Annotated in this window: 20 protein-coding genes, 4 tRNA genes and 1 riboswitch; of the genes, 3 read left to right on the top strand and 21 right to left on the bottom strand. The window is 41.8% G+C overall.

Annotated features, from left to right (window positions below):
• The 19 genes from J500_RS12000 to J500_RS11910 all read right to left on the bottom strand — a co-directional run.
• Positions 1 to 363, bottom strand: a 363-nt coding sequence (locus tag J500_RS12000) for a GTP-binding protein (protein WP_034699796.1), incomplete at its 3' end; no start/stop codon positions are given.
• A 170-nt stretch (positions 364 to 533) separates the two neighbouring features.
• Positions 534 to 608: transfer RNA gene (locus tag J500_RS11995), tRNA-Thr, on the bottom strand.
• A 13-nt stretch (positions 609 to 621) separates the two neighbouring features.
• Positions 622 to 697: transfer RNA gene (locus J500_RS11990), tRNA-Gly, on the bottom strand.
• A 37-nt stretch (positions 698 to 734) separates the two neighbouring features.
• A tRNA-Tyr gene (locus J500_RS11985) sits at positions 735 to 818 on the bottom strand.
• A 58-nt stretch (positions 819 to 876) separates the two neighbouring features.
• Positions 877 to 952, bottom strand: a tRNA-Thr gene (locus J500_RS11980).
• Positions 953 to 1050: 98 nt separating this feature from the next.
• Entirely contained in the window at positions 1051 to 2544 is a 1494-nt protein-coding gene (gene trpE, locus J500_RS11975) for an anthranilate synthase component I (protein ID WP_004995292.1), read from the bottom strand.
• A gap of 125 nt (positions 2545 to 2669) precedes the next feature.
• Positions 2670 to 3338: a phosphoglycolate phosphatase gene (locus J500_RS11970; protein ID WP_004995294.1), complete on the bottom strand. Its 669-nt coding sequence runs from the start codon at positions 3336 to 3338 to the stop codon at positions 2670 to 2672.
• Positions 3339 to 3422: 84 nt separating this feature from the next.
• Positions 3423 to 4076, bottom strand: coding sequence for an FHA domain-containing protein (locus tag J500_RS11965; RefSeq protein WP_004995296.1), 654 nt, complete (start codon positions 4074 to 4076; stop codon positions 3423 to 3425).
• Between the two features lie 69 nt (positions 4077 to 4145).
• Positions 4146 to 6419, bottom strand: coding sequence for a type II secretion system secretin GspD (gene gspD, locus J500_RS11960; RefSeq protein ID WP_004995297.1), 2274 nt, complete (start codon positions 6417 to 6419; stop codon positions 4146 to 4148).
• Positions 6420 to 6461: 42 nt separating this feature from the next.
• The gene (locus tag J500_RS11955; RefSeq protein WP_004995300.1) at positions 6462 to 7295 is read right to left on the bottom strand and encodes a type II secretion system protein N; all 834 of its coding nucleotides are present in this window, start codon (positions 7293 to 7295) and stop codon (positions 6462 to 6464) included.
• Positions 7295 to 8038 carry a type II secretion system protein N gene (gene gspN, locus J500_RS11950; protein ID WP_004995302.1) on the bottom strand — a complete coding sequence of 248 codons (744 nt, stop codon included), beginning with the start codon at positions 8036 to 8038 and terminating at the stop codon, positions 7295 to 7297. The genes J500_RS11955 and gspN overlap by 1 nt, the downstream gene beginning before the upstream one ends.
• Positions 8039 to 8202: 164 nt before the next feature.
• Positions 8203 to 8529: an H-NS family nucleoid-associated regulatory protein gene (locus J500_RS11945; protein WP_004995304.1), complete on the bottom strand. Its 327-nt coding sequence runs from the start codon at positions 8527 to 8529 to the stop codon at positions 8203 to 8205.
• A 571-nt stretch (positions 8530 to 9100) separates the two neighbouring features.
• Positions 9101 to 9535 carry an acyl-CoA thioesterase gene (locus tag J500_RS11940; RefSeq protein ID WP_004995305.1) on the bottom strand — a complete coding sequence of 145 codons (435 nt, stop codon included), beginning with the start codon at positions 9533 to 9535 and terminating at the stop codon, positions 9101 to 9103.
• A gap of 8 nt (positions 9536 to 9543) precedes the next feature.
• The gene (locus J500_RS11935; RefSeq protein ID WP_004995306.1) at positions 9544 to 10731 is read right to left on the bottom strand and encodes a hypothetical protein; all 1188 of its coding nucleotides are present in this window, start codon (positions 10729 to 10731) and stop codon (positions 9544 to 9546) included.
• A 9-nt stretch (positions 10732 to 10740) separates the two neighbouring features.
• Entirely contained in the window at positions 10741 to 11577 is an 837-nt protein-coding gene (locus J500_RS11930; RefSeq protein WP_004995307.1) for a hypothetical protein, read from the bottom strand.
• The gene (locus J500_RS11925) at positions 11574 to 12356 is read right to left on the bottom strand and encodes a uroporphyrinogen-III synthase (protein WP_004995318.1); all 783 of its coding nucleotides are present in this window, start codon (positions 12354 to 12356) and stop codon (positions 11574 to 11576) included. The genes J500_RS11930 and J500_RS11925 overlap by 4 nt, the downstream gene beginning before the upstream one ends.
• Positions 12357 to 12381: 25 nt before the next feature.
• Positions 12382 to 13299 (bottom strand): hydroxymethylbilane synthase, encoded by a 918-nt coding sequence (gene hemC, locus J500_RS11920; RefSeq protein WP_004995319.1) that lies wholly within the window; start codon positions 13297 to 13299, stop codon positions 12382 to 12384.
• Between the two features lie 107 nt (positions 13300 to 13406).
• The gene (locus J500_RS11915) at positions 13407 to 14147 is read right to left on the bottom strand and encodes a LytR/AlgR family response regulator transcription factor (protein WP_004995320.1); all 741 of its coding nucleotides are present in this window, start codon (positions 14145 to 14147) and stop codon (positions 13407 to 13409) included.
• A 37-nt stretch (positions 14148 to 14184) separates the two neighbouring features.
• A complete protein-coding gene (locus J500_RS11910; RefSeq protein WP_034699790.1) occupies positions 14185 to 15369 on the bottom strand; it encodes a sensor histidine kinase in 1185 nt (394 codons plus the stop codon).
• Between J500_RS11910 and argH the strand changes: the two genes are divergently transcribed.
• The gene (argH, locus tag J500_RS11905) at positions 15360 to 16793 is read left to right on the top strand and encodes an argininosuccinate lyase (RefSeq protein ID WP_004995322.1); all 1434 of its coding nucleotides are present in this window, start codon (positions 15360 to 15362) and stop codon (positions 16791 to 16793) included. The genes J500_RS11910 and argH overlap by 10 nt on opposite strands.
• Before the next feature lie 9 nt (positions 16794 to 16802).
• On the top strand, positions 16803 to 17078 hold the full coding sequence (locus J500_RS11900) for an oxidative damage protection protein (protein WP_004995323.1): 276 nt from the start codon (positions 16803 to 16805) through the stop codon (positions 17076 to 17078).
• A gap of 548 nt (positions 17079 to 17626) precedes the next feature.
• Here the strand turns inward: J500_RS11900 and phoU are convergent.
• Both phoU and J500_RS11885 read right to left on the bottom strand, forming a co-directional pair.
• On the bottom strand, positions 17627 to 18349 hold the full coding sequence (gene phoU / locus J500_RS11890) for a phosphate signaling complex protein PhoU (protein ID WP_004995324.1): 723 nt from the start codon (positions 18347 to 18349) through the stop codon (positions 17627 to 17629).
• Positions 18350 to 18448: 99 nt separating this feature from the next.
• Positions 18449 to 19795 carry a TolC family outer membrane protein gene (locus tag J500_RS11885; RefSeq protein ID WP_373866489.1) on the bottom strand — a complete coding sequence of 449 codons (1347 nt, stop codon included), beginning with the start codon at positions 19793 to 19795 and terminating at the stop codon, positions 18449 to 18451.
• Between the two features lie 133 nt (positions 19796 to 19928).
• Positions 19929 to 20058: riboswitch (TPP riboswitch) on the top strand.
• Positions 20059 to 20146: 88 nt separating this feature from the next.
• Here J500_RS11885 and thiC point away from each other — a divergent pair.
• Positions 20147 to 22063 carry a phosphomethylpyrimidine synthase ThiC gene (thiC, locus tag J500_RS11880; RefSeq protein ID WP_004995326.1) on the top strand — a complete coding sequence of 639 codons (1917 nt, stop codon included), beginning with the start codon at positions 20147 to 20149 and terminating at the stop codon, positions 22061 to 22063.
• Positions 22064 to 22089 lie beyond the last annotated feature (26 nt).

Here is a 22089-nt window from a genome sequence, read left to right as displayed (position 1 = left end):
AAGGATGTGTTCACGAGTTTGTGGCATTGGACCATCAGTCGCAGCACATACAAGGATCGCACCATCCATCTGAGCAGCACCAGTGATCATGTTTTTAACATAATCGGCGTGACCTGGGCAGTCTACGTGCGCGTAGTGACGAATTGGAGAATCGTATTCTACGTGTGAAGTATTAATGGTAATACCACGTGCTTTTTCTTCAGGAGCTGAGTCGATTTGTGAGTAATCTTTCGCTTCACCGCCGTAAGTTTTCGCACAGATGGTTGCGATTGCAGCAGTAAGAGTTGTTTTACCATGGTCAACGTGACCAATTGTGCCCACGTTTACGTGTGGTTTATTACGTTCAAACTTGGCTTTAGCCATGATGATTATCCTCATTTAAGTCGAAAGCAAGCTACAAGAGGCTACAAAAGGCACCGAAGCTACACAGCACATCGACATTAGTCTAAAAAAACAGACGCCCAATACTTTAAAAGCAGACTAATAAGCCTGCTTTTGAAATTTTTGTGAATTTTCATTCACCAAACTGTATCTGGAGCTCTTATCGAGATTTGAACTCGAGACCTCTCCCTTACCAAGGGAGTGCTCTACCACTGAGCTATAAGAGCGATAATCCTTCGATGGAGCGGGAGACGAGGATCGAACTCGCGACATGCAGCTTGGAAGGCTGCCACTCTACCAACTGAGTTACTCCCGCACAGCGTTGGTACATTTACCACTTCAATCGAAGTTAATGGTGGTGAGAGAAGGATTCGAACCTTCGAAGCTTACGCGACAGAGTTACAGTCTGTTCCCTTTGACCGCTCGGGAATCTCACCAATATCACACTTAACTTTCAGTGTTAGTTCTTTACTTCACTTACGCTACACTTTAAAATGGTGCCGGCACACGGATTCGAACTGTGGACCTACTGATTACAAGTCAGTTGCTCTACCAACTGAGCTATGCCGGCGTTTCTTAGTGTTTCGTACGTTTCGTATCGGAACGGTGTGCAGTTTAGCAAAACTCAGAAACGATGCAAGCGGTTTTTTCAAAAAAACCGCTAAAAACTCATAAAATCAATCCGTTTGACGATAATTCAACCGCTTTGATCACTGCGCGAGCTTTTATTTGGGTTTCATTCCATTCTGACTCAGGATTTGAGTCCGCAACCAACCCCGCTCCTGCCTGTACATAGACTTTATTATGACGAATAACGCAGGTACGGATCGCAATCGACATGTCCATTTCACCATGCCAACCCAAATAACCCACTGCCCCACCAAAAATTCCGCGCTTTACTGGCTCTACTTCGTCAATAATTTCCATCGCACGAATTTTTGGCGCGCCAGATAAGGTTCCCGCAGGGAAAGTGGCTTTGAAGACATCCAAAGCATCTATGTCATCACGTACTTCACCCTGTACATTCGAGACAATATGCATCACATGTGAATAACGTTCGATCACCATACGGTCAGTCACTTGAACTTTGCCTATTTTAGAGACACGCCCAACATCATTACGACCCAAGTCAATCAGCATCAAATGTTCAGCAATTTCTTTTTCATCGTTCAATAGTTCTTGCTCTAAAGCCAAATCTTCTTCTTTGGTTTTACCGCGAGGCCGTGTGCCTGCCAGTGGGCGCACAGTCGCAATACCCTCTTCAAGTCTGGACAAGATTTCAGGTGAAGACCCGACAATATGAAAAGGTTGATCATCGGTCAATGTTCTGCCCTGAACCAAAAACAAGTAAGGCGATGGATTTAAATGACGTAAGGCACGATACACCTGTAAAGCATCACCATCAAAATCTGAGACCATGCGATGCCCCGGTACTACCTGCATCACATCCCCAGCTCGGATATATTCTTTGACGGTTTCAACAGAGGCCAAAAAGTTGTCTTTACCTGTTAAAGATTCAAAATGGGGTGCGGTGTGCGCTTTGGCTTGCAAACTGACAGGAGTTGCCAATAATCTTTCTAAAGAATCCAGTTGATTTTGCGCGGATTGGTAAGCTTCTTCATCCTGTGTGTCGGCATGAACGATTAAGAAAAGTGTATCTTTTAAATTATCAAAAATAATGACTGTTTTAGATAACATCATCCAAATATCAGGCAAACCGACTGGATCTGCTTCAGGCACATTATTTAACCGTGGTTCGATATAACGTACCGCATCGTAACCAAAATATCCTACCAGACCACCTGTAAATTGCGGTAATGCTGGAATCAAAGCATGTGGAGGAACTTTAAACTGGCTTTGATAGTCACGAATATATTGAAAAGGGTCAGCGCATTGCTGCGTTTCGATTTGACCTTGTGCATTTTTAATAGTGAGCTGTCCTGCATTGCAGGAAAAAACGGTTGATTCACCTAAACCAATAATGGAGTAACGCGCCCAGTTTTCGCCCCCCTCAACCGATTCAAATAAATACGCTTGGGTATGATCTTTGAGTCGTGCAAAAACAGAAAGTGGGGTTTCAGTATCTGCCAAACGCTGGCGATAAACGGGAATAGTGTTATAGCCCGCCGCTTTTAACTGTTCAAACTGTGCAAGTGTTGTCATGAATTTCTCTCAATGGTTTCTAGTTAAGCACGATAATGTTGATAAAAGACGCGATTATCGCCATCGAAAAACCTGAACCAAACTCATTCCACACTCCTTATTCACTCTTTGATAAAAGACTTGATTTAAACCAATAATTGATCCAAACGATCGACCACTTGTTGCGGATCACTATCGTAAATACTCTCTCCATGATTATAGCCATAGCTGACTACAATACAATCGATACCTGCACGTCGAGCCGCTTCGATATCATTTTTCGAATCCCCCACCATTAAGGTTTGTGGCTGCGTAGTATTAAAGACTTGCATACTATGCAATAACGGCAACGGATCTGGTTTACGTAATGCCAAGCTGTCTCCGCCCACGACCAGAGGAAAATAATGATCGATCTGTAATTTCTGTAATAGCTCTTTGGCTAAATGCTCGGGTTTATTGGTGACACATGCCATCTCTATATGACGATTTTTACACGTTTCTAAAAAAGTCTGTACACCATCAAATAGACGGCTATAAACACACAACTCCTGCTCATAAACTTCCAAATATTTTTTTAAGAGTTGTTGATGTTTCTCAGGTTCAATTTGACCAAATAAAAACTGTAAAACGGCATCGCAGAGTTTGCCTGTACCCTGTCCCACCCATTGTCGAACCTGTACTTCCGTCACCGCCGCCCAACCGAGCTGCTCTAAACTTAAATTCATAGAGTGATACATATCCGAGGCGGTATCGACTAGGGTTCCATCCAGATCAAATAAAATGAGTTTACGCTGTTCAAGTTGTAACAATGACATCACATATCCTGCTTTCAATTTTTTAAATATTCAATAAATAAAGGCATGCCGATGCATGCCCTCAATCTCAAAGGCAAGGCCTGCTTATTTGAAAAATAGCCAAGCCAGTACTGCAAGAATAATAATCACAACCACCGTCATGAGCCCAACAGATGCATTTTTTTGCTGCTCTTTTTCCTGCTCAACTCGAGATACAGGCTGCTCAATTGGCTTTGGTGCAGGTTCGACTTGGGTCTTAACCTCTGCACCTTCTGGAATCGGTGCAGGTTTCGGCACACCAACCGACTGCGGCATACCTTCACGACTAACGGATGTTTCTGCGGCACGTTCAGTCAGGCTAGGCATCCCTGCATCATTCATTTGTTGCGCTGGGGTTTTGAGTACTTGTTGTTCTGATGTCTCTGCCACAGGCTCTACTTCAATTTCTGGCAAATCCTGATTTTGCTGTGCTGGTGCTAAAACCGAAAATTTGAGTCCTGCAAATTGAACAATATCACCTTCGTGCAGTTGTACTTCCTGCTCAATGCGCAAGTCATTGACAAAGGTACCATTTGAAGAGTTTAAATCTTGCACCCAAAGCTGATCATCTTTTAACAGAAGTGCTGCATGTTTACGTGAAACCTCAGCGGCTTGTAAAACCAGATCTGCATCCTGACCACGTCCAACCAGTAAATCGTGATCGACACTTATTTCCTGCCCCGTAAACTCACCCGTAATCGCCTGTAACTTCCAAGTCATAACTAAACTCTCTAATTTTGATTTGATCACATCATAACATGCTCAAAATACGATTTCGTGCCGATCCTGTTAAGATGCCGGTCGTACTGTAGTGGTGGTCACGGTATTTTTAGTTCGTTCAACCTCTTTTGCAGGTAAAGTAATAGATTGTCGCTGCACAGCAGGCTCAACGGCAACTGGCGTGGCAATAACCTGATTTTGCCCCGAAGATGGAACTTGCTGATAATTTGGATTCTGCGCTTGTGCAAGCACTTGCGGAGTTGAAGGTTGATAAATATTTTCAACATTCTCAGGAAGCTTGGCGAAATTACCCTCCTTATCCATCGCTAACTGAAGGCTATAAAGTCGATTGTAGCGTTGCTGCGAAATACGACGTACATCATCCGCATCTCCCACAATGGTTGGATGAATAAATACCAGCAAATTACGCTTTTCATTACTGCGTGCATCCGAACGGAATAAGCGACCTACATAAGGAATACTGCTTAAACCCGGAATGCCTTGACGCGAAAGCAAGGTGTTATCTGATATCAAACCACCCAATACCACGGTTTGCCCATGTTCAGCCAACACCGACGTTTTGATCGCACGTTTACTAGTTATTAAATCAGTCGCTTCACCTTTATCCTGAACCGCAGACACTTCCTGTTCCACTTCCAGACGCACCGTGCCATTATCACCAATATGCGGTACAACTTTAAGCGTGATCCCCACATCCTTACGTTCAACAGTAGTATAAGGATTAATACCAGTACTGTTCGTTGTTACCGAACCTGTAACAAAAGGAACGTTTTGCCCCACCACAATATAAGCTTCTTCATTGTCCATGGTAACAATGGACGGAGTAGATAACAGATTAGACTTGGTATTGGTTTTAAGTGCCTGAATGAGCGCACCATAGGCTTTACGCGAATCAAAATTCCCTAGCCCAATCGTAGCTCCATTGCCTTTATTGGTGCCACCCGCAATGGCCGCAGCAGCGCCCGCTGTACCACCACTGGCATAACCTGCCGCAATGGAAGCCAGACTCGCGCCTACATTGCCAAAGCTAATTAGCCCGACCCCACTACTTAAATCACCCAGTGCCCATTGAATACCCAATTGATCTGAATCATCACCCGATACTTCAATAATGGCAGCTTCAATCAATACTTGTTCACGACGAATATCCAGTTGTTGAATAGAGGATTCAATTTCGCGCATCAACTGTGGCTCTGCTTTGACCACCAATGCATTTTGCGAGCTGTCTGCAATAATGCTGACACCGTTATTGCTAAAACTGGTAATTGAGTTTTGATTTTGGTTGGAACTTGAGCCACTGTTTAAGTTAATCGATGGCGTTGAAATCGAGCTACTACCTGAGCTCGAACCATTATTCTGATTGTTAATTAGGCCATTAATAGCATTATTATTGTTATTCGAGCTTGAGCTAGCAGCACTATTACGACCAGTACTGTTCGAGCCTGAAACCGATTGCCCTGTCACCAAGCCTTGTAGAATTTCTGCGAGATTCTTGGCACTGGCATATTTGAGACGAAAAACCTTTAGACCACCCAAACGGTCAGCCGAAGGGACATCCAGTGTTTCAATCAAATTACGAATACGTTTACGACTGCCTGTATCTCCCTTGACCAAAATTCGATTGGTTCGAGTATCCGCAATAATCCGCACACGAGAACCATTGAGATCTTTTGATGCACCCGTTGAACTCATCGATTCCAGCAGACCTATGATTTCTTCTGCCTGACTATTTTGTAGGGCAACCGCTTCGACATCATTTTGCCCAGTACCATCCAGATTACGAATAATGGTTTCAAGCTGAGCAATATTGGCTGCGCGATCTGAAACAATAAGTGCATTGGTTCCTGGCACGGCAGCCAGATTGGCAAATTGCGGCATCAATGGGCGTAATGCAGGGATCAGATCATTTGGGTTGGTATTTTCCACCCAGATCACGCGAGTGACCACTTGATCGCCTCGTGCATTATTGCGCGCATCATAAGGCACACCTGAGTTTTTGACATTGCTATCTGGAACCAGTTTCACGGTATTACCAGAAGGAACAGCGACCACGCCATTGACGTTTAAAACCCCTAAAAATAGGTCATAAACTTCATTTTTATTTAAAGGCTTATTGGAAATAACCGTCACGTTACCGCGAACACGCGGATCGACCGCAAAGTTTTTCCCTGTAATATCCGCCACTTCATTAATAAATGCAGTTAAATCAGCATCGCGTAAGTTAATCTTCCATGTTTGTGCAAAGGCACTTGTACTAATAGCTGCCATCACTGGAGCGGCTGCCAGTAAAGTCCAAAGTGGACGATGATTCAATAAAGCCATAGCCTGCTCTTTTTCCTAACTCGTTATGATGATCAACATCACTTAAAAACTTTGTTGTATGGTCATCACTTGATCACCACGCTTTATTTCTATTTTGACCTGTCCTTCGCGCTTCACTTGTTCTAGCAGTTGTACGTCATTTTGTCCTTGACCCACTGCCTGTCCATTGACTGAAAGAATGCGATCCCCAGGTCTTAACCCTAACGTATTTCGTAGTGCTGAAGGGGTATGATCGGTCACCTCATAGCCTGATCCATTGGCAGCACTAACCCCCATATTTTGCAAATATTGATCCCGATTTTGCTGCATTTGTTGAATCGCTTGCCCAATCATGGCATTAGGCCCTTGCGTAGCTGCGGGAGCTGTCGTTGTCGTGGGCGTAGTTTGTGTGGGTGGTACAATGGGTTGATACAGCCCATTTTCGAGTCCTTTGAAGCGAACTTCCTGAACAGCCCCATTGCTTTGACGCAAAATCACATGATCCCAATACACTTCCGACAGCTGATAAGCACTATTATCAATTATATCGCCCACACGATAACGCTCGGCTTTATCATTCACTTTAATCACAGCAGAAGAAAACCGATTTGGATAACCAATCATCACGCCTTGCAATTCAAAGCTCTGATTATTGTTAGTTGCCGTTGCAGTCGGCTCACTGAATAATGAAAAACTGGTGATATTTGGAATCTGTGCCTGCATAGAACCGAGTTCGACACGATCAAACTGCATGGCTTGTGGCGGCGCAACCACCCACCAAAATAACGAAGCCAATTTCCAGCAGAGCCATAAAATCAAAAGAACGAGCACTAAGGCCGATAATTTATCGAATTTGTGCCACGGCATCTGTTGCATACGTTCAAACATTGCTTTCATTACAATCCACCTGAGAACAATGGTTGACGGGTACTAATAACAAAAGTATCCAAACCAGCTTTACCTTCATACGAAGGCACATTTAACAGTAATCGTTGCGTGAGTTGAGCATCGAGCATGAGATTTTGATCAAAAGCGAGGTTTGCCATTTTTTGATTGCGTTGATCACGAATATCAATTTGTAAACGTCCATCTGCATCTTGTAATTGTCCTTGTAATGATGGCATATCCATACGCTCTTGACGCTGCCCATACGTATAAGTTAACGCACCGCCCCCCCAATGTAATTGTCCTTCGCTTTGAGTAAATCCATGATCTTTTTGATAATTAAATTTTACATCGCTAAGTTGAATGCTATTGGCTGGCCATTGCCAGTTTACAACCGACTTTAAAGTTTCTGGCGCAATCTGACCACTGAGTTGACGAACAATAATTTTTTTACCAAAACCATAACCCAAAACACCATTCAACTGGGTATTACCGCTATGGACTTCAACATCGGCAGCGACCCGTAATAACATTAAATCGAGTGGGCGCGTGTTCCAGTGTAAAGAGCCACGTAAATTACCACGATGCCAATCAGCCTGCCCTTGCCAAATGTTGCCACTGACATTGCTGAGGGTTTGATTATTTTTAGAAAATTTTGAAATTAACCAATTCGCAGGAATTTGTAAAACCACAAAGACTAAAAATGCAATAACGGCAAATATCCACCATGTCACTTGCTTCGATTTTTTTTTCATTCAGCCATTACCACTTATGCAAACTGCCTTTCCCTGTTGAGATTTTTCTCTTTTAGACATTATGCATACTTTTTCAACATCGCCAATTCAACTCTATAAAAAAACCAAGCATTCTTGCTTGGTTTTTCTCACTTTAAACTGATTGAGTGACAAAAAGATGAAAACTAGATCAAGAAGTCTTCAAGTTTTGCACCTTTTTCAAGTTCAGCAACAAGCCAGCGAGGTTGTTTACCACGACCTGTCCAAGTTTCTTCTGGATTATTTTTATTACGGTAGCGCGGCTCAACGGCTTTACGCGTAGTTTTTTTACGCTTTTGCTCACCATACTCAAGTAATTCTTCAACCGTAAAGCCCACTGCCTCAGCAACTGCTAAAATTTGATTATAAGCATCTTCAATTGCCTGATCTTTTTTTGATGCAATTAATGCCTCAGCTTCTTCTTGCAACCGTTTTAACTCATCAACCGAAAGTTCACTAATATCTGGTTTCATTAAAAACCTACTCCAATATACAAATACAAAATGTGATTCAGACAAAAAACTTAAAATTAATTATTTAAATTAAATTCAAACCAATCATATTTTAGTTTAAGTGCCTTAATCAAGTATTAACGCGAAATTTTAAACAACACACTACAAATACCATTATATTCTTTTGATACCTTAGCAATTTCATTATAAGTATAAGCTTAATTAAAACACGTAAAGATTAAAAAAGTAGGCGTAGTTTAATAAATAACATAATTAAAACTCTATTGCCTCAGTTTAATTAGTTTTTTCCTGTGATGAAAGAGCAGACATATTGTTCTGTTTAATCCCTGATATCCAGTAGGTGATTATGTAGGCAACCACATTCGCTCAAATCTATTAAAACAATTGAGGTACTATGTCCATAAAAAAGGATATTGCCTCTTATGGATATCCTTCATATTTCTAGATTTTTCAACAAAACCTAAACAAGCAATATAATTTTTTCCGAAGAATCAAATCCGCTTGGCTCGACATTAATAATCGAAGTCTCATTACATCTTGATTTTTATCTCATTTAAAACTTAAAAACAGATTAAGTATTCAGTTGATGACCTACTTGTTGCTCTAGCATGATGATTTTCTGTTTTACATGCTCTGGAATGGCTTGTTTAGCAAGCTGGATAGGATCAACCACCACCATGACTGCCTCTCCCGTTGCGACTACTTTTTCCAGCGTTGTACTCCATAATAGATAACTCATTCTAAATGCACTATTACGAATCTCCTCAACTCGCGCACCTATTTTCAAGGTATCAGGATAAAATACTGGACTTAAATATTTGCACTGATTTGATGCAACCACGGTATATATCTTTTCATCAAAAATATTTAAAGCATCTAAATAACGAATTCGTGCACTTTCAATATATCGATAATATAAAACATTATTGACATGACCAAAGGCATCCATATCGCCCCATGCCACCGCTTGTTCGTGAATTACAGGGTATTGTGCAAGTTCATTCATCATCTAACTCATATTTTAAACTGTAGAAAATTAGCATCATTTTCAAAGACTAAATTTAATTGTTGAATCTGACTTTCATTCAATTGCGACTTGACCCGCAAATAACTCATCAGAACATCATTTGGATACAACGCTAATAATCTTTCGGCTTCCGTTGACCGCTGTGTTGCCATATAGACATGCCATTTTGCAAAGGTCAGTATAGGCATACTCAAATAACGCTGTTCAAATTGATCTATTTTGGCTTCAATATCCTGATAATCTGGATTTTGCTTTAACAACTGTTGCTGAAACCATAAATAAAATACATCGCGATCAAATTGTTCATTTAACAAATGTAGGGCCAACATTTCATGTGGCAAGCTCATATCGGGTAAACGCGCAAGTAATTTAAGCCATAACAGCTTACTGCTATAAGGCCGCGTCTTAATTTCCTGCTCTAAGTCCAGATAACGTTGTTGAAGTGCTTGCAAATCGTCCAGAGAAGCCTGTTCAAACTGAGTTAAAAGTTGTTGTAACCACAGATCACGACTTTGTGGATCTAAATGTCCGTACTTGTGCGAGCGCAAATACACCCAAGGCTGCTGTAATGCCAACTGTCCCCACAATGCAGTAATACGATGTTGATAGGCTTGTTCAACCTGTTTCAACCACGGAGATAATTGATGCTGTTGTAAAAACTCCAAATGGGTAAGAGCCTGTTCAGTTTCATCTTGCGCCAGAAGGAGTTCTATTCGTTGCAATTCAGCCAATTCAAATGCCATCGGCGAGGTATCATTGAGCGCATGCAAAGCTTGATCATATTGTCCATTTTGAAATAACAGCTTGGCCTCAACAATTCCCTTGAGTAAACCCGATTTTTCAAATACCTGATTGACAAAACTTTGCTGATCTTTTGCTGCTTCCAACAACAAAATGACCCCTAATTGTTCATATGGGTGCAAATGCGAAAAATTAAAAACCGTTTCCAGTTTACGCTGTTCACGATGTAAATATCGTCGGACAGCCATCCAGATGAATTGCGCGAATAGACTCAATGCGCCCATCAACAACAATAATATCCAGACATTGGTTTGTAGTTGCCAGTCACGCCAATAAATATAGACATAACCCGCCCCATAGCCATAACTCAACACACTGAGTAAGGCCAATACACACAAAGCGATTACGGCATAAGTCTGGAGTAATACGCGCATAGTTGCTCCTTAGCCCAATAATTCGAGTGTAATGAGTTTCGGTACAGGAAGCGCAGGAAGTTGTTTCAGTTTTTCCAGTCGAAGTTTTAAATCTTGGCTAGATTGATCTGGAAGCTGTGCCAATTGCTGTATCGCCATGCTTAACACATGCTGATATTCAGTTAAATGTCCATCGTTAATCGCCTGACGAGCCAATAACAAACGTAGTTGTACTTCTTTTAAAATAATCCGTCGATTAATCAATTCTGCGGGAGCGCGATCGACACGCTGCAACTGAAACCAACCTTGCCAAAAATGCTGTTGCTGCTGTCTTTTCAGTTCTACATGGGTATTTTCTTGTGCCATTTGCAAATCTTGATCGATCAACTGAATCAGATCATCAAAGCTTTGTTGCTGCTGATTTTTGGAAATCACAAATTGCTGAATGGCTTGTTTATCTTTAGTAATACTTTCATGCAAGCTGCGTTCTAAGGCAGGAGCAAGGGTATAGCTGGCCAAGGACTGATTAAGCTGGTTGAGTTTATCAACTGCATAAATATATTGATGCTGTTGTAAAGCAAACTGCACGAGTTCTAATTGTTGTTTAACCAATATCACTGGATTTAAGGCGGTATGAATAGCGGCAGATGCCGCTGGTTCACTTGCAGTAGAAGACTGATCAGCAGGATTCGTAAATTGACGTTGTAACGCAACCAAATGATCATTCAGGTTGGCATTATTTTGTTCCATCTGAGTGATATTTTGCTGAAGAAGATCAAAACGCTGAGAAAGCAGATACGAGTCATAACTTAACTTCGCTAGCCACAGCAAAGCCAAAATCAAGATCAACCCAATAAATTTCCTCATAAACGTCCTTCATTTTGCTTTAATTGCGCTAACACGGTTTCAGGTTTTAAGTCATCCACACGGCAAACCGAATAATACGCATTTCGCTGATGTTGATATGTCTTTAATATGTGAAATAAACGTTCGCCCAATACCATATAACAACACTGATGACAGTGTGATGGCAAGGCTTTGAGTAATTCTAACCAATTGAGCCAACTTGCTTCACTACTGATTAAAACCCATACTTTTTGCTGCTCTGCGGATATTCTGGATGTTAGCTGAGCAAGATGCTCCGTCGCTTCCACAGGGCAACGTCTGCTGTATAACACAAAATTTAAGACTTCAACCCCTTGTGCCTGCAAATGTTGCATCATAAATTGACGACCGCCCTCACCTCGCCAGAATGCGATTCGTTTTAGCTCGGTATTGGATCTAAACATCTCAAGCTGTAACATGCCCTCTGATGTTTCAATGGCAGGCACTTCAGCATAAATTTGAGATTGCGCAAGATAATCTGCGGTACGTTGTCCAACTGCAACCCATTGAATATGCTTAAGCTGCTCAATTTCAACGCCTGAAAGATGTAAATAACGCAAGCCAATTTCAGCCGCAGTCGGACTCACCACCACAATCACTTGCGTCTTGGTAAGCTGTTGATAAAGTCCAGATAACTCATCCGAATAAGGAGATTCAATCAACTCCAACAAAGGATAATCAATGACCTCATATCCTTCAGTTGTTAAAGACTGATTGAGTTTTTCAGCGCGAATTTTAGGACGAGTATTGATAAATAACATGGCAATATAATCCAAGTACTCTCAATTAATGCAATGCACTCAACAACTCTCCTGCACCCTGTTGCAAAAGTTGTTGCGCCAAACGGATACCTAACTGCTCGGCGTGTTCAGTATGATCCGATTGCTGTGCGCAAAGTAAAGTTTGTCCATCCACACTGCCTACACGACCTTCAATCGAAATTTGATTCCCATCTAAAGTCGCATACCCTGCGATTGGGACTTGGCAGCCCCCTTCTAAATACGCATTAAAAGCACGTTCTGCCCGAACACAATGCCAAGTTTGCTCATGTAATAAAGGTTGAATTAAGTCCAGAACAGTCTGATCATTTGTACGGCACTCCAGCCCCAATGCGCCTTGCCCCACCGCTGGCAGGCTAATTTCAGCCGCAAGAGCATGACGAATACGACTTTCTAAGCCTAAACGTTTCAGTCCAGCACTGGCCAGAATAATCGCATCATATTGACCCTCATCCAGTTTGGACAAGCGTGTGCCGACATTGCCACGTAAATCAATAACGTTTAAGTCTGGACGTTGTTTTAAAATTTGACATTTACGGCGCAAACTTGATGTACCAACTCGCGCACCTTGAGGTAAATCATCAAAATGAACAAAGTGATTGGATACAAAAGCATCAAAAGGATCTTGGCGCTCACAAATCACAGGCAAGCACAAACCTTCAGGCAAATGCATTGGCACATCTTTCATGGAGTGAACCGCCAGATCAGCACGACCATCGAGTAATGCCGCTTCTAATTCTTTGACAAATAAACCTTTACCACCAATCTTTGCTAACGGAGTATCCAAGATTTTATCGCCTTGTGTCACAAATTTGACCAGCTCTACCTTTAGGTCAGGATAAAGTTCCTGTAATCGAGCACGAATATGTTCTGCTTGCCATAAAGCAAGCGGGCTTTGTCGAGTCGCAATTTTCAAGGTCTGCATAAATCTTGGATCAGTTAAAAACAAACTCTAAACTTAACCCGATCTTTTAAAATTGCAAGTAAAATCTAAGTTAAACAAATCTACAAGCGCTTAAAGTTGCGGTCTTTTTAGAGTTTTTGCATACGTTCGCGTAATTGGGGCAAGTGGCGACGGCTAACAGAAAGACGCTCACTGACCTCACGACAACGGACTTGATATTGACCTGAAGTGACCAGTTCAAGACCTTCCAGATAATCAACCGAAACCAATGCATTACGATGAATACGAATAAAGCGCTCGGAAAATTCCTGTTCAAGTTCTTTTAAGGTTTCATCGATGAGAACACTGCCATTTTTGTGGCGTACCGTGACATATTTTTGATCTGCCAGAAAATAATAAATATTTTCAATCGGAATCAGTTCTACCCCACGATAAGTCTTGGCTGTAATTTGATGTCGTTGTATTTTCACGTCGTCCATATCTTCTTTTTGTTTTATTGTGCTCAATTGAGCTTGAGTTAACTTGGTTAAGTGATCTAAAACCTGCTGCAAATCTTGCTGAGAAATGGGTTTGAGCAAATAACCTTTAGCCTGAGATTTAAAGGCCTCCAGTGCATGATCATCATAAGCCGTACAAAAGACAATTGCAGGCATAGGGTCAAAATGACTGATTTGCTCTGCACAAAACAAGCCATCCATTTCTGGCATTTGAATATCGAGCAAGACCACATCTGGCTCATATTGTTCGACCAGATCTAAAGCATCCTGCCCATGAGTAGCCGTCGCAACCACTTGATGCCCCAATTGCGTAACCAAGCGTGACAATCGTTCAACAGCAAGAGGTTCATCATCACAGATTAAGATCCTCATTCTTTCTCCTTGTCGCGTTAACTGGTTTAATTCATTTTTAATCGGTTAACCCTGACTTATTATTGTTTGTCTGATATCGGTAACTCACCACCGTGGTATATAACCCACGTGCGCTATAGGTTTGAAACTTGACCGTATTTCCATAATACGCCCGAAGACGCTGTTTCACATTGTCTATAGCAATACCGTGTCCTTCTCTGCTTTTTATTGTATCGTGACTGTATGGATTGGTAATGACTATACTGACTTGATTTTGCAATATTTCAACCAATACACCAATTTGACATGCTCCACCGATTTTCTCAACTCCATGAAAAATACTATTTTCAAGCAAAGGCTGCAAGGTCAACAATGGAATTTGTATGGTTTTAAGTTGTTGAACACTATACGGAATTTTCCACTCCACATGAAATCGATCACCTAATCGAATTTGTTCGATAAATAAATATTGTCGACAAAGTTCAATTTCATCATTCAAACTAACCAATTTAAGTTGCTGCAAACTGGCACGAAACAGTTTAGACAAACTGATCAACATGTTTTCTGCTTTATCTGGATCCAGACTGATTAAGCTAACCACACTATTTAAACTATTGAACAGAAAATGTGGATGAATCCGCGCTTGCATGGCTTGTATGCGGGCATTCAGTTCACTGTATTGTTGATTTAACCATTGATCACGCACATACATATAACGCAGGCAAAACGCGCCGAGCAAAATGCCATAACTTAAATGCATGCCCACACCTGCCAATAACAGATCGCGATTAAACTGATGTAAACTGAAATAACTACCCCAATGTTGTAGCACGTTGGCAATGCACGTGGTTAAGACCACAATGACTTGCAATAAAATAAAGCCAATCAGTAACGCAGTCACTTGATTAATACGATTAAAAAAATCCTGAAACCGATCCAGAATCGCTGAAAAAGACAACACCACCCAATTGATAAAAAAAACGTATTGTAATAATCGCAAGCCTTGTAAAGCCTGCCATGAACCCGCCTCAGCTAGCGCCAGCACCATGGCCAGTACATTACTGGCGACCATTAACTCCAATAAATGTTGCCATTGACCAATTTTGCTAAAAAAAAAGGACCTGCCCGATAGGTGATTGTGTCGAGCTAAATCCATTGAATTCTGGGCATCGGCAAGCCTTGAGGAATTTGATATACTCTTTTTTATTTTTCGCTTTTTTTTATCGAGCCGACATGACCACATCTTCAAATTCCCCTCATTCATCTGCCCAGAACCAGACCTCTGGTATGTGGGGCGGTCGCTTTAGTGAAGCGACAGATGCGTTTGTTGCTGAATTTACCGCATCTGTACAATTTGACCAACGTTTTTATAAGCAGGATATTGCAGGTTCAATTGCACATGCCACGATGTTGGCCAAAGTCGGGGTACTCACCGAGGCTGAACGTGACGACATTATTCAGGGCTTAACTGCGATTCAATCTGAAATTGAAGCAGGTCAGTTTGAGTGGCGTATCGACTTAGAAGATGTGCATATGAATATTGAGTCTCGTCTGACTCAACGCATTGGAATTACAGGTAAAAAACTCCATACGGGTCGTAGCCGTAACGATCAGGTCGCCACAGATATTCGTTTATATCTGCGCGATGAAATTGACGATATTCTATCGATTTTGCAGCGCTTACAAAAAGGGCTACTCGGCTTGGCAGCAACAAACACTCAGACCATTATGCCAGGTTTCACCCATTTGCAAACCGCGCAGCCTGTGACTTTTGGTCATCATTTATTGGCATGGTTTGAAATGTTGATTCGTGATACAGAGCGTTTACAGGATTGCCGTAAACGGGTTAATCGTATGCCATTAGGGTCTGCGGCACTGGCAGGAACCACCTACCCGATTGATCGTGCTTATACTGCTGAACTTTTAGGTTTTGAAGCTGTGTCTGAAAATTCACTGGATGCCGTTTCTGATCGTGATTTTGCCATTGAATTTAATGCTGCGGCAGCCTTAATTATGATGCATTTGTCACGCATGTCAGAAGAATTGATTTTATGGACGTCTGCTCAATTTAAATTTGTGAATATTCCAGATCGCTTCTGTACAGGTTCATCAATTATGCCGCAGAAGAAAAATCCAGATGTACCAGAGTTAATTCGTGGTAAATCAGGTCGTGTATTTGGTGATTTGATCAGCCTATTAACGCTGATGAAAGGTCAACCATTGGCCTATAACAAAGACAATCAGGAAGACAAAGAACCGCTGTTTGATGCAATTGATACCGTCCGTGGTTCACTCATGGCATTTGCAGATATGGTTCCTGCACTGGTTCCCAATATTGAAATTATGCGTGAAGCTGCATTACGTGGTTTTTCAACTGCCACTGATCTTGCAGATTATCTGGTGAAAAAAGGCGTGGCGTTCCGTGATGCCCATGAAATTGTGGGTAAAGCTGTGGCCCTAGGTGTGCAGGAAGATAAAGACTTATCTGAACTGAGCCTTGAACAACTTCAGCAATTCTCAGATTTAATTAGTGCCGATGTATTTGATAAAGCATTAACGCTAGAAGCCTCTGTGAATGCACGTGACCATATTGGGGGAACTTCTCCAAAACAGGTGACTGCTGCGATTGCACGTGCCGAAAAACGTCTTGAACAACTTTACGCTTAAGGAAATCTCATGAGCCGTCAAGTATTTTGTATTAAATATCAAAAAGAAATGGAAGGTCTGGACTTCGCACCTTTTCCGGGAGCCAAAGGTCAGGAGCTATTTGAACATGTTTCCAAGCAAGCTTGGCAAGAATGGTTGCAACACCAAACTACTTTGATTAATGAAAAACGCTTAAATGTGTTTGAGCCAGAAGCCAAAAAGTTTCTGGAAGAACAGCGTGAAAAGTTTTTCAACAATGATGAAAGCGTAGAAAAAGCCGAAGGCTGGAAGCCTGAGCAAGGATAAGCAGAGCAACGCTCTGCCCTTGCGCAAGACCAAGAGCTATGCTCGTAGTACGTGAATTCTCGTAGTACGTGAATTAAAGCATCGCTTTAGTTTCCCTTAAGATAAGAATAATGAAGTTCGCATACCTGTAAAAGTAGTCCCGTGACTACTTTTACGTTTCTTACACAGCGACATATAACATTACATAGCCTCACAAGACTCTGCATGATTCTTTCAATTTTTCTTAATATACTTATCCCATAGCAAGGCAATAAGCATCCCCCAATGCAGCCTTACGATGTTTTCTTCCCAGATTTCTCCCCCCAAGAAATCTGGGATTTTTTTATGCGTTTTGCTTAGGTAATTTATCCATTTTATTTCTAGCGCAATTTGTCCTTGCCAGTGAATTAAAACAATCATCAGTAAAAAGTAGATGAATCTTAAATATTTGCTGTGAAGCATCACCAAATCACCGAAAGAATGTCAGATAGCATCTCGGCATACAGCTCAATAAAAAAGACCTTGAATGATTTCAAGGTCTTTTTCTTAGGTAAAATCTTTGGAATATTTTATCCGCGATGAACTTGTTCTTCGATTTCTTCGATTCGGGTATGACGGACATCTAAACCTTTGGCAATATAAATCACTTGTTCCGCAATATTACGGGCATGATCACCAATACGCTCTAATGAGCGTAATACCCACATCACATTAATCACACGGGAAATATGACGTGGATCTTCGATCATATACGTCATCAAGGTTCGGGTTGCAGACTGATATTCACGATCGATATCGGCATCTGCGAGTAACACCTGCAATGCCTGCTCTGCATCCAAACGTGCAAAAGCATCCAGCGCATCATGTATCATGACGCGAACCTGATTACCAATATGTCGGGTTTCCATATAACCGCGCGGTGACCCCCCCTCTTCACACAGATTTTGGGCAATTCGGGCAATTTTAGCAGCTTCATCACCAATACGCTCCAAATCGGTATTGGCTTTACTCATGGCAATCACCATACGCAAGTCAATCGCAGCGGGATGACGACGTGCCAAGATCAAGGTAAGACCTTCATCGATATCACGTTCGTATTGATTCACCGTATTGTCTTTAAACTGCACATCAAGTGCCATATTGACATCGGTATCCAAGAGAGCATGGATTGCATTGGCTACCTGTTGTTCGACCAAGCCACCCATGGTCATAAATTTAGTGTTGACGTCTTGCAAGTCTTCATTGAATTGCGAAGAAATATGATGACTTAACACAGGATTACTTGGACTCAAGGGAGCCTCCCACACAAATTGGGTCAACGAACAAGATAGACTGTGATTAAAACATATCCATCATGAAAGTTTTATGACAAAAACTATTTTTTAGCCGTTTTATTGCGTTTTGTAGACCAACCAGCGATTCAACTCGACCAAATCATTTTCATTTAATTGTCCCACAGATGCCTTTAATTTGAGTACATTCAGGATATAGTCGTATTGTGCATTCAAATAATCCTGTCTGGCATTAAAGGCATTACGCTGTGCCAAAAGTACATCTACCATGGTTTTCAAACCTTCGTTATAACTGGCTTTTGATGAACGAGAGACCAGCTCGGCAGAATCCATCGCTGCTTTTCGTGCTTGTAATTTGGCTTGGTCGGTTTGTACTTGCATAAAGGCTTGTTTAACTTCAACCGCAGCATTACGTTTGGCTGAATCAAGCTGAAACTGGGCTTTACTCAGTTCCATTTGTGCTTTTTTTATTGAGGTTCGAGTTCGTCCACCATTAAAGAGATTCCAGTTCATTTCCACCCCAATCTGGTCAAACTTGCCATCATTGGAAATCAGGGTTTCTGGGGTTTGTTTGGTATAACCATAACTGGCAACCGCATCAATCTGTGGATAAATGGCCGCTTTTTCCACACGGCGAGCATCATCGGCATATTGTTGTTGTAAGCGTGCCTGTTGAATCGATAAATTTTGGCTTTGCGCTAAGGTCAGCCAAGCATCCATTTGCGCTGGATACGGCCTTTGAAACTGAAAATCATCCGTTAACACAGCCAGTTTTTCATTTTGATAGGTGCCAATAAACTGGCTAAGTTTCTCTTGAGCCAACATTAACTGAACTTGTCCCCCAATCCGATTAGCACGGGCATTTTGATATTGTGCATCCGCCTCACTGACGTCACTACGTGCCACTAAACCCTCTGTGAGTTTGGCATTCATCATATTCAGTTGTTCAAGCAGAGCTTTTTCTTCCTGCAAATATGCAGCCGTTAAAGATTGTTGTCGTAAAACATCAAAATAAGCCTGTGCAACATTTAAGACATGTTCTTGTTTTTGTAATTTTAAAGTGACTTCACTGAGTAAAACCGATGTCTTGACCTGTTTATAACCTTCCCAAGCATCAACACGAAATAGAGGTTGACGTGCATTTAAGGCAATTTGCTTTTGGGTTGAAGTATTACTAATTAATGCATTGGAAAATTCTTCTGAACCTTCTATACCACCTAAGTCGCCAAAATCTCCACGTTTGGTGGTTTGATGATTACGAGTGATATTTCCTGTGAGCGTCACAGTGGGGAGCAAATTACCTGTGGCCAACCCCAGATTGAGCTTATCTGCTTCGAATTGATATACATTGGCCTGCCATGCAGGATCATTTTTCTTGGCACGATCATAAGCTTGGACTAAATCAAGTGCAAAGCTCGAAATGGAAACACCACATAAACTGGTCATGAGCAGTATTTTTTTTATGGCCATGAAACGTATATCAATCCTGAAAAAGTTGCCCACTAAGACTAAGAAAAACCAGTTAAAAATACAATCCGTAGGGTGTGGGGAATTGTAGTCAATCCATGTTAGTATTTAAGCATGCTTGACGGAGCGCGAGTAATCACTCGCTGAGATTGGGTAAATCTACACTTTGACTAGATTTGATCCCAAGTACCGTTGAACCTGATCAGGTTAAGACCTGCGTAGGAATCAAGCCATCTAAAAAACTTTTATATGCTATTGATCTGTTTCGATCAGTTAATTTCCGTTTTTTGGTTGCTTGATTCGTAATTGTTCTGCCAAAGGATTAAAGCGATGAACCAATTAACGAATCTTTCCCCTGCTGATGCACCCACAAAATATGCACAAGCAACAGCACAACATGAACAAGATGCCAAAGATCTCACCCGCATTTTACCTGCTTCACGTAAAGTGTATATTCAGGGTTCGCGTTCGGATATCCAAGTTCCTTTTCGTGAAATTGCCCTTACCGATACTCCAACAGGTCTAGGTGGTGAACATAATCCACCTGTTATTGTGTATGACACTTCTGGCGTGTATACCGACCCGAATATTCAGATTGATTTGAATCAAGGTTTGCCGTCTGTACGTCAAACCTGGATTGAAGAGCGTCAGGATACCGATGTACTCTCTGGTTTGACTTCAACATTTGGTCAAGAGCGTCTAAAAGATATTCGCACCGCTGAAATTCGCTTTGCCCATATTCAAAACCCACGCCGCGCCAAAACAGGTAAAAATGTCACCCAGATGCATTATGCTAAACAAGGCATTATTACCCCTGAAATGGAATATATCGCGATTCGTGAAAATCAGCGTCAACGTGAAGGTGTTGATATGCGCCAACACGCAGGACAAAACTTTGGTGCCAAAAACTTAACCGAAATTACGCCTGAGTTTGTCCGTCAGGAAGTGGCTGAAGGACGCGCGATTATTCCTGCCAATATTAACCATCCAGAATGTGAACCGATGATTATCGGACGTAATTTTCTGGTCAAGATCAATGCCAATATCGGTAACTCGGCACTCGGTTCATCCATTGATGAAGAAGTCGCAAAAATGACTTGGGCAACCCGTTGGGGTGCAGATACCATCATGGATTTATCGACAGGTAAAAATATTCATGAAACCCGTGAATGGATTATCCGCAATTCACCTGTACCAATCGGAACAGTGCCAATCTACCAAGCCTTAGAAAAAGTCAATGGTGTCGCAGAAGACCTGAATTGGGAAATTTTTAAGGATACCTTAATTGAACAAGCTGAACAGGGCGTGGATTATTTCACCATTCATGCTGGCGTTCTATTACGCTATGTTCCAATGACTGCCAATCGTTTGACAGGCATCGTCTCCCGTGGTGGTTCAATTATGGCACAGTGGTGTCTGGCACATCATCAGGAAAACTTCCTGTATACACATTTTGATGAAATCTGTGAAATCATGAAAGCCTATGACGTATCCTTTAGTCTAGGCGATGGCTTGCGTCCGGGTTGTATTCAGGACGCCAACGACGAAGCTCAATTTTCAGAATTAAAAACACTAGGTGAACTCACTCATCGCGCATGGGAACATGATGTGCAAGTCATGATTGAAGGCCCGGGACATGTGCCAATGCATATGGTCAAGGAAAATATGGATTTACAGCTTGAAGTCTGCAAAGAAGCGCCATTTTATACGCTTGGCCCTTTGACGACTGACATTGCACCGGGCTATGACCATATTACTTCTGCGATTGGTGCAGCCATGATTGGTTGGTATGGGACAGCGATGTTGTGCTATGTCACACCGAAAGAACATCTCGGCTTGCCAAATAAGAAAGATGTTAAAGATGGCATTATTACTTATAAAATTGCAGCGCATGCAGCGGATTTAGCCAAAGGTCATCCGGGTGCGCAAGCGCGTGATAATGCTCTGTCTAAAGCACGTTTTGAGTTCCGTTGGGAAGATCAGTTTAATCTGGCACTTGATCCAGATACGGCGCGTAGCATGCACGATGAAACCATGCCAAAAGAAGCACATAAGTCAGCACATTTCTGCTCGATGTGCGGCCCTAAGTTTTGCTCTATGAAAATCACCCAGAATGTGCGTGATTATGCTCAAAACTTAAGCCATGCGGCATCCTCGACATCTGAAGATTCAGAAGTTGAAGCAGGTCTCAAAGCCATGAAAACCGCTTATCACGAAAATGGTCAAAAACTATACCAGAAAGTTTAAAGGGACCAAAAAAGCGTTTGTGTTTA

The organism is Acinetobacter sp. 479375, from assembly GCF_000581715.1.
In the GTDB taxonomy this organism is placed as follows: Bacteria; Pseudomonadota; Gammaproteobacteria; order Pseudomonadales; family Moraxellaceae; genus Acinetobacter; species Acinetobacter ursingii.
Note: the sequence above shows the minus strand (reverse complement) of the source record. Positions and strands in the feature narration are given on the sequence as shown.

Excerpts from the sequence above, each read along its gene's own strand:
- thiC (WP_004995326.1), top strand. The coding sequence starts at position 20,147 with ATGAACCAATTAACGAATCTTTCCCCTGCTGATGCACCCACAAAATAT.
- trpE (WP_004995292.1), bottom strand. The coding sequence starts at position 2,544 with ATGACAACACTTGCACAGTTTGAACAGTTAAAAGCGGCGGGCTATAAC.
- J500_RS11955 (WP_004995300.1), bottom strand. The coding sequence starts at position 7,295 with ATGAAAGCAATGTTTGAACGTATGCAACAGATGCCGTGGCACAAATTC.
- J500_RS11940 (WP_004995305.1), bottom strand. The coding sequence starts at position 9,535 with ATGAATGAACTTGCACAATACCCTGTAATTCACGAACAAGCGGTGGCA.
- gspN (WP_004995302.1), bottom strand. The coding sequence starts at position 8,038 with ATGAAAAAAAAATCGAAGCAAGTGACATGGTGGATATTTGCCGTTATT.
- J500_RS11925 (WP_004995318.1), bottom strand. The coding sequence starts at position 12,356 with ATGTTATTTATCAATACTCGTCCTAAAATTCGCGCTGAAAAACTCAAT.
- J500_RS11930 (WP_004995307.1), bottom strand. The coding sequence starts at position 11,577 with ATGAGGAAATTTATTGGGTTGATCTTGATTTTGGCTTTGCTGTGGCTA.
- J500_RS11945 (WP_004995304.1), bottom strand. The coding sequence starts at position 8,529 with ATGAAACCAGATATTAGTGAACTTTCGGTTGATGAGTTAAAACGGTTG.
- J500_RS11970 (WP_004995294.1), bottom strand. The coding sequence starts at position 3,338 with ATGTCATTGTTACAACTTGAACAGCGTAAACTCATTTTATTTGATCTG.
- gspD (WP_004995297.1), bottom strand. The coding sequence starts at position 6,419 with ATGGCTTTATTGAATCATCGTCCACTTTGGACTTTACTGGCAGCCGCT.
- J500_RS11910 (WP_034699790.1), bottom strand. The coding sequence starts at position 15,369 with ATGTGGTCATGTCGGCTCGATAAAAAAAAGCGAAAAATAAAAAAGAGT.
- J500_RS11935 (WP_004995306.1), bottom strand. The coding sequence starts at position 10,731 with ATGCGCGTATTACTCCAGACTTATGCCGTAATCGCTTTGTGTGTATTG.
- J500_RS11900 (WP_004995323.1), top strand. The coding sequence starts at position 16,803 with ATGAGCCGTCAAGTATTTTGTATTAAATATCAAAAAGAAATGGAAGGT.
- argH (WP_004995322.1), top strand. The coding sequence starts at position 15,360 with ATGACCACATCTTCAAATTCCCCTCATTCATCTGCCCAGAACCAGACC.
- J500_RS11885 (WP_373866489.1), bottom strand. The coding sequence starts at position 19,795 with ATGACCAGTTTATGTGGTGTTTCCATTTCGAGCTTTGCACTTGATTTA.
- J500_RS11915 (WP_004995320.1), bottom strand. The coding sequence starts at position 14,147 with ATGAGGATCTTAATCTGTGATGATGAACCTCTTGCTGTTGAACGATTG.
- hemC (WP_004995319.1), bottom strand. The coding sequence starts at position 13,299 with ATGCAGACCTTGAAAATTGCGACTCGACAAAGCCCGCTTGCTTTATGG.
- J500_RS11965 (WP_004995296.1), bottom strand. The coding sequence starts at position 4,076 with ATGACTTGGAAGTTACAGGCGATTACGGGTGAGTTTACGGGGCAGGAA.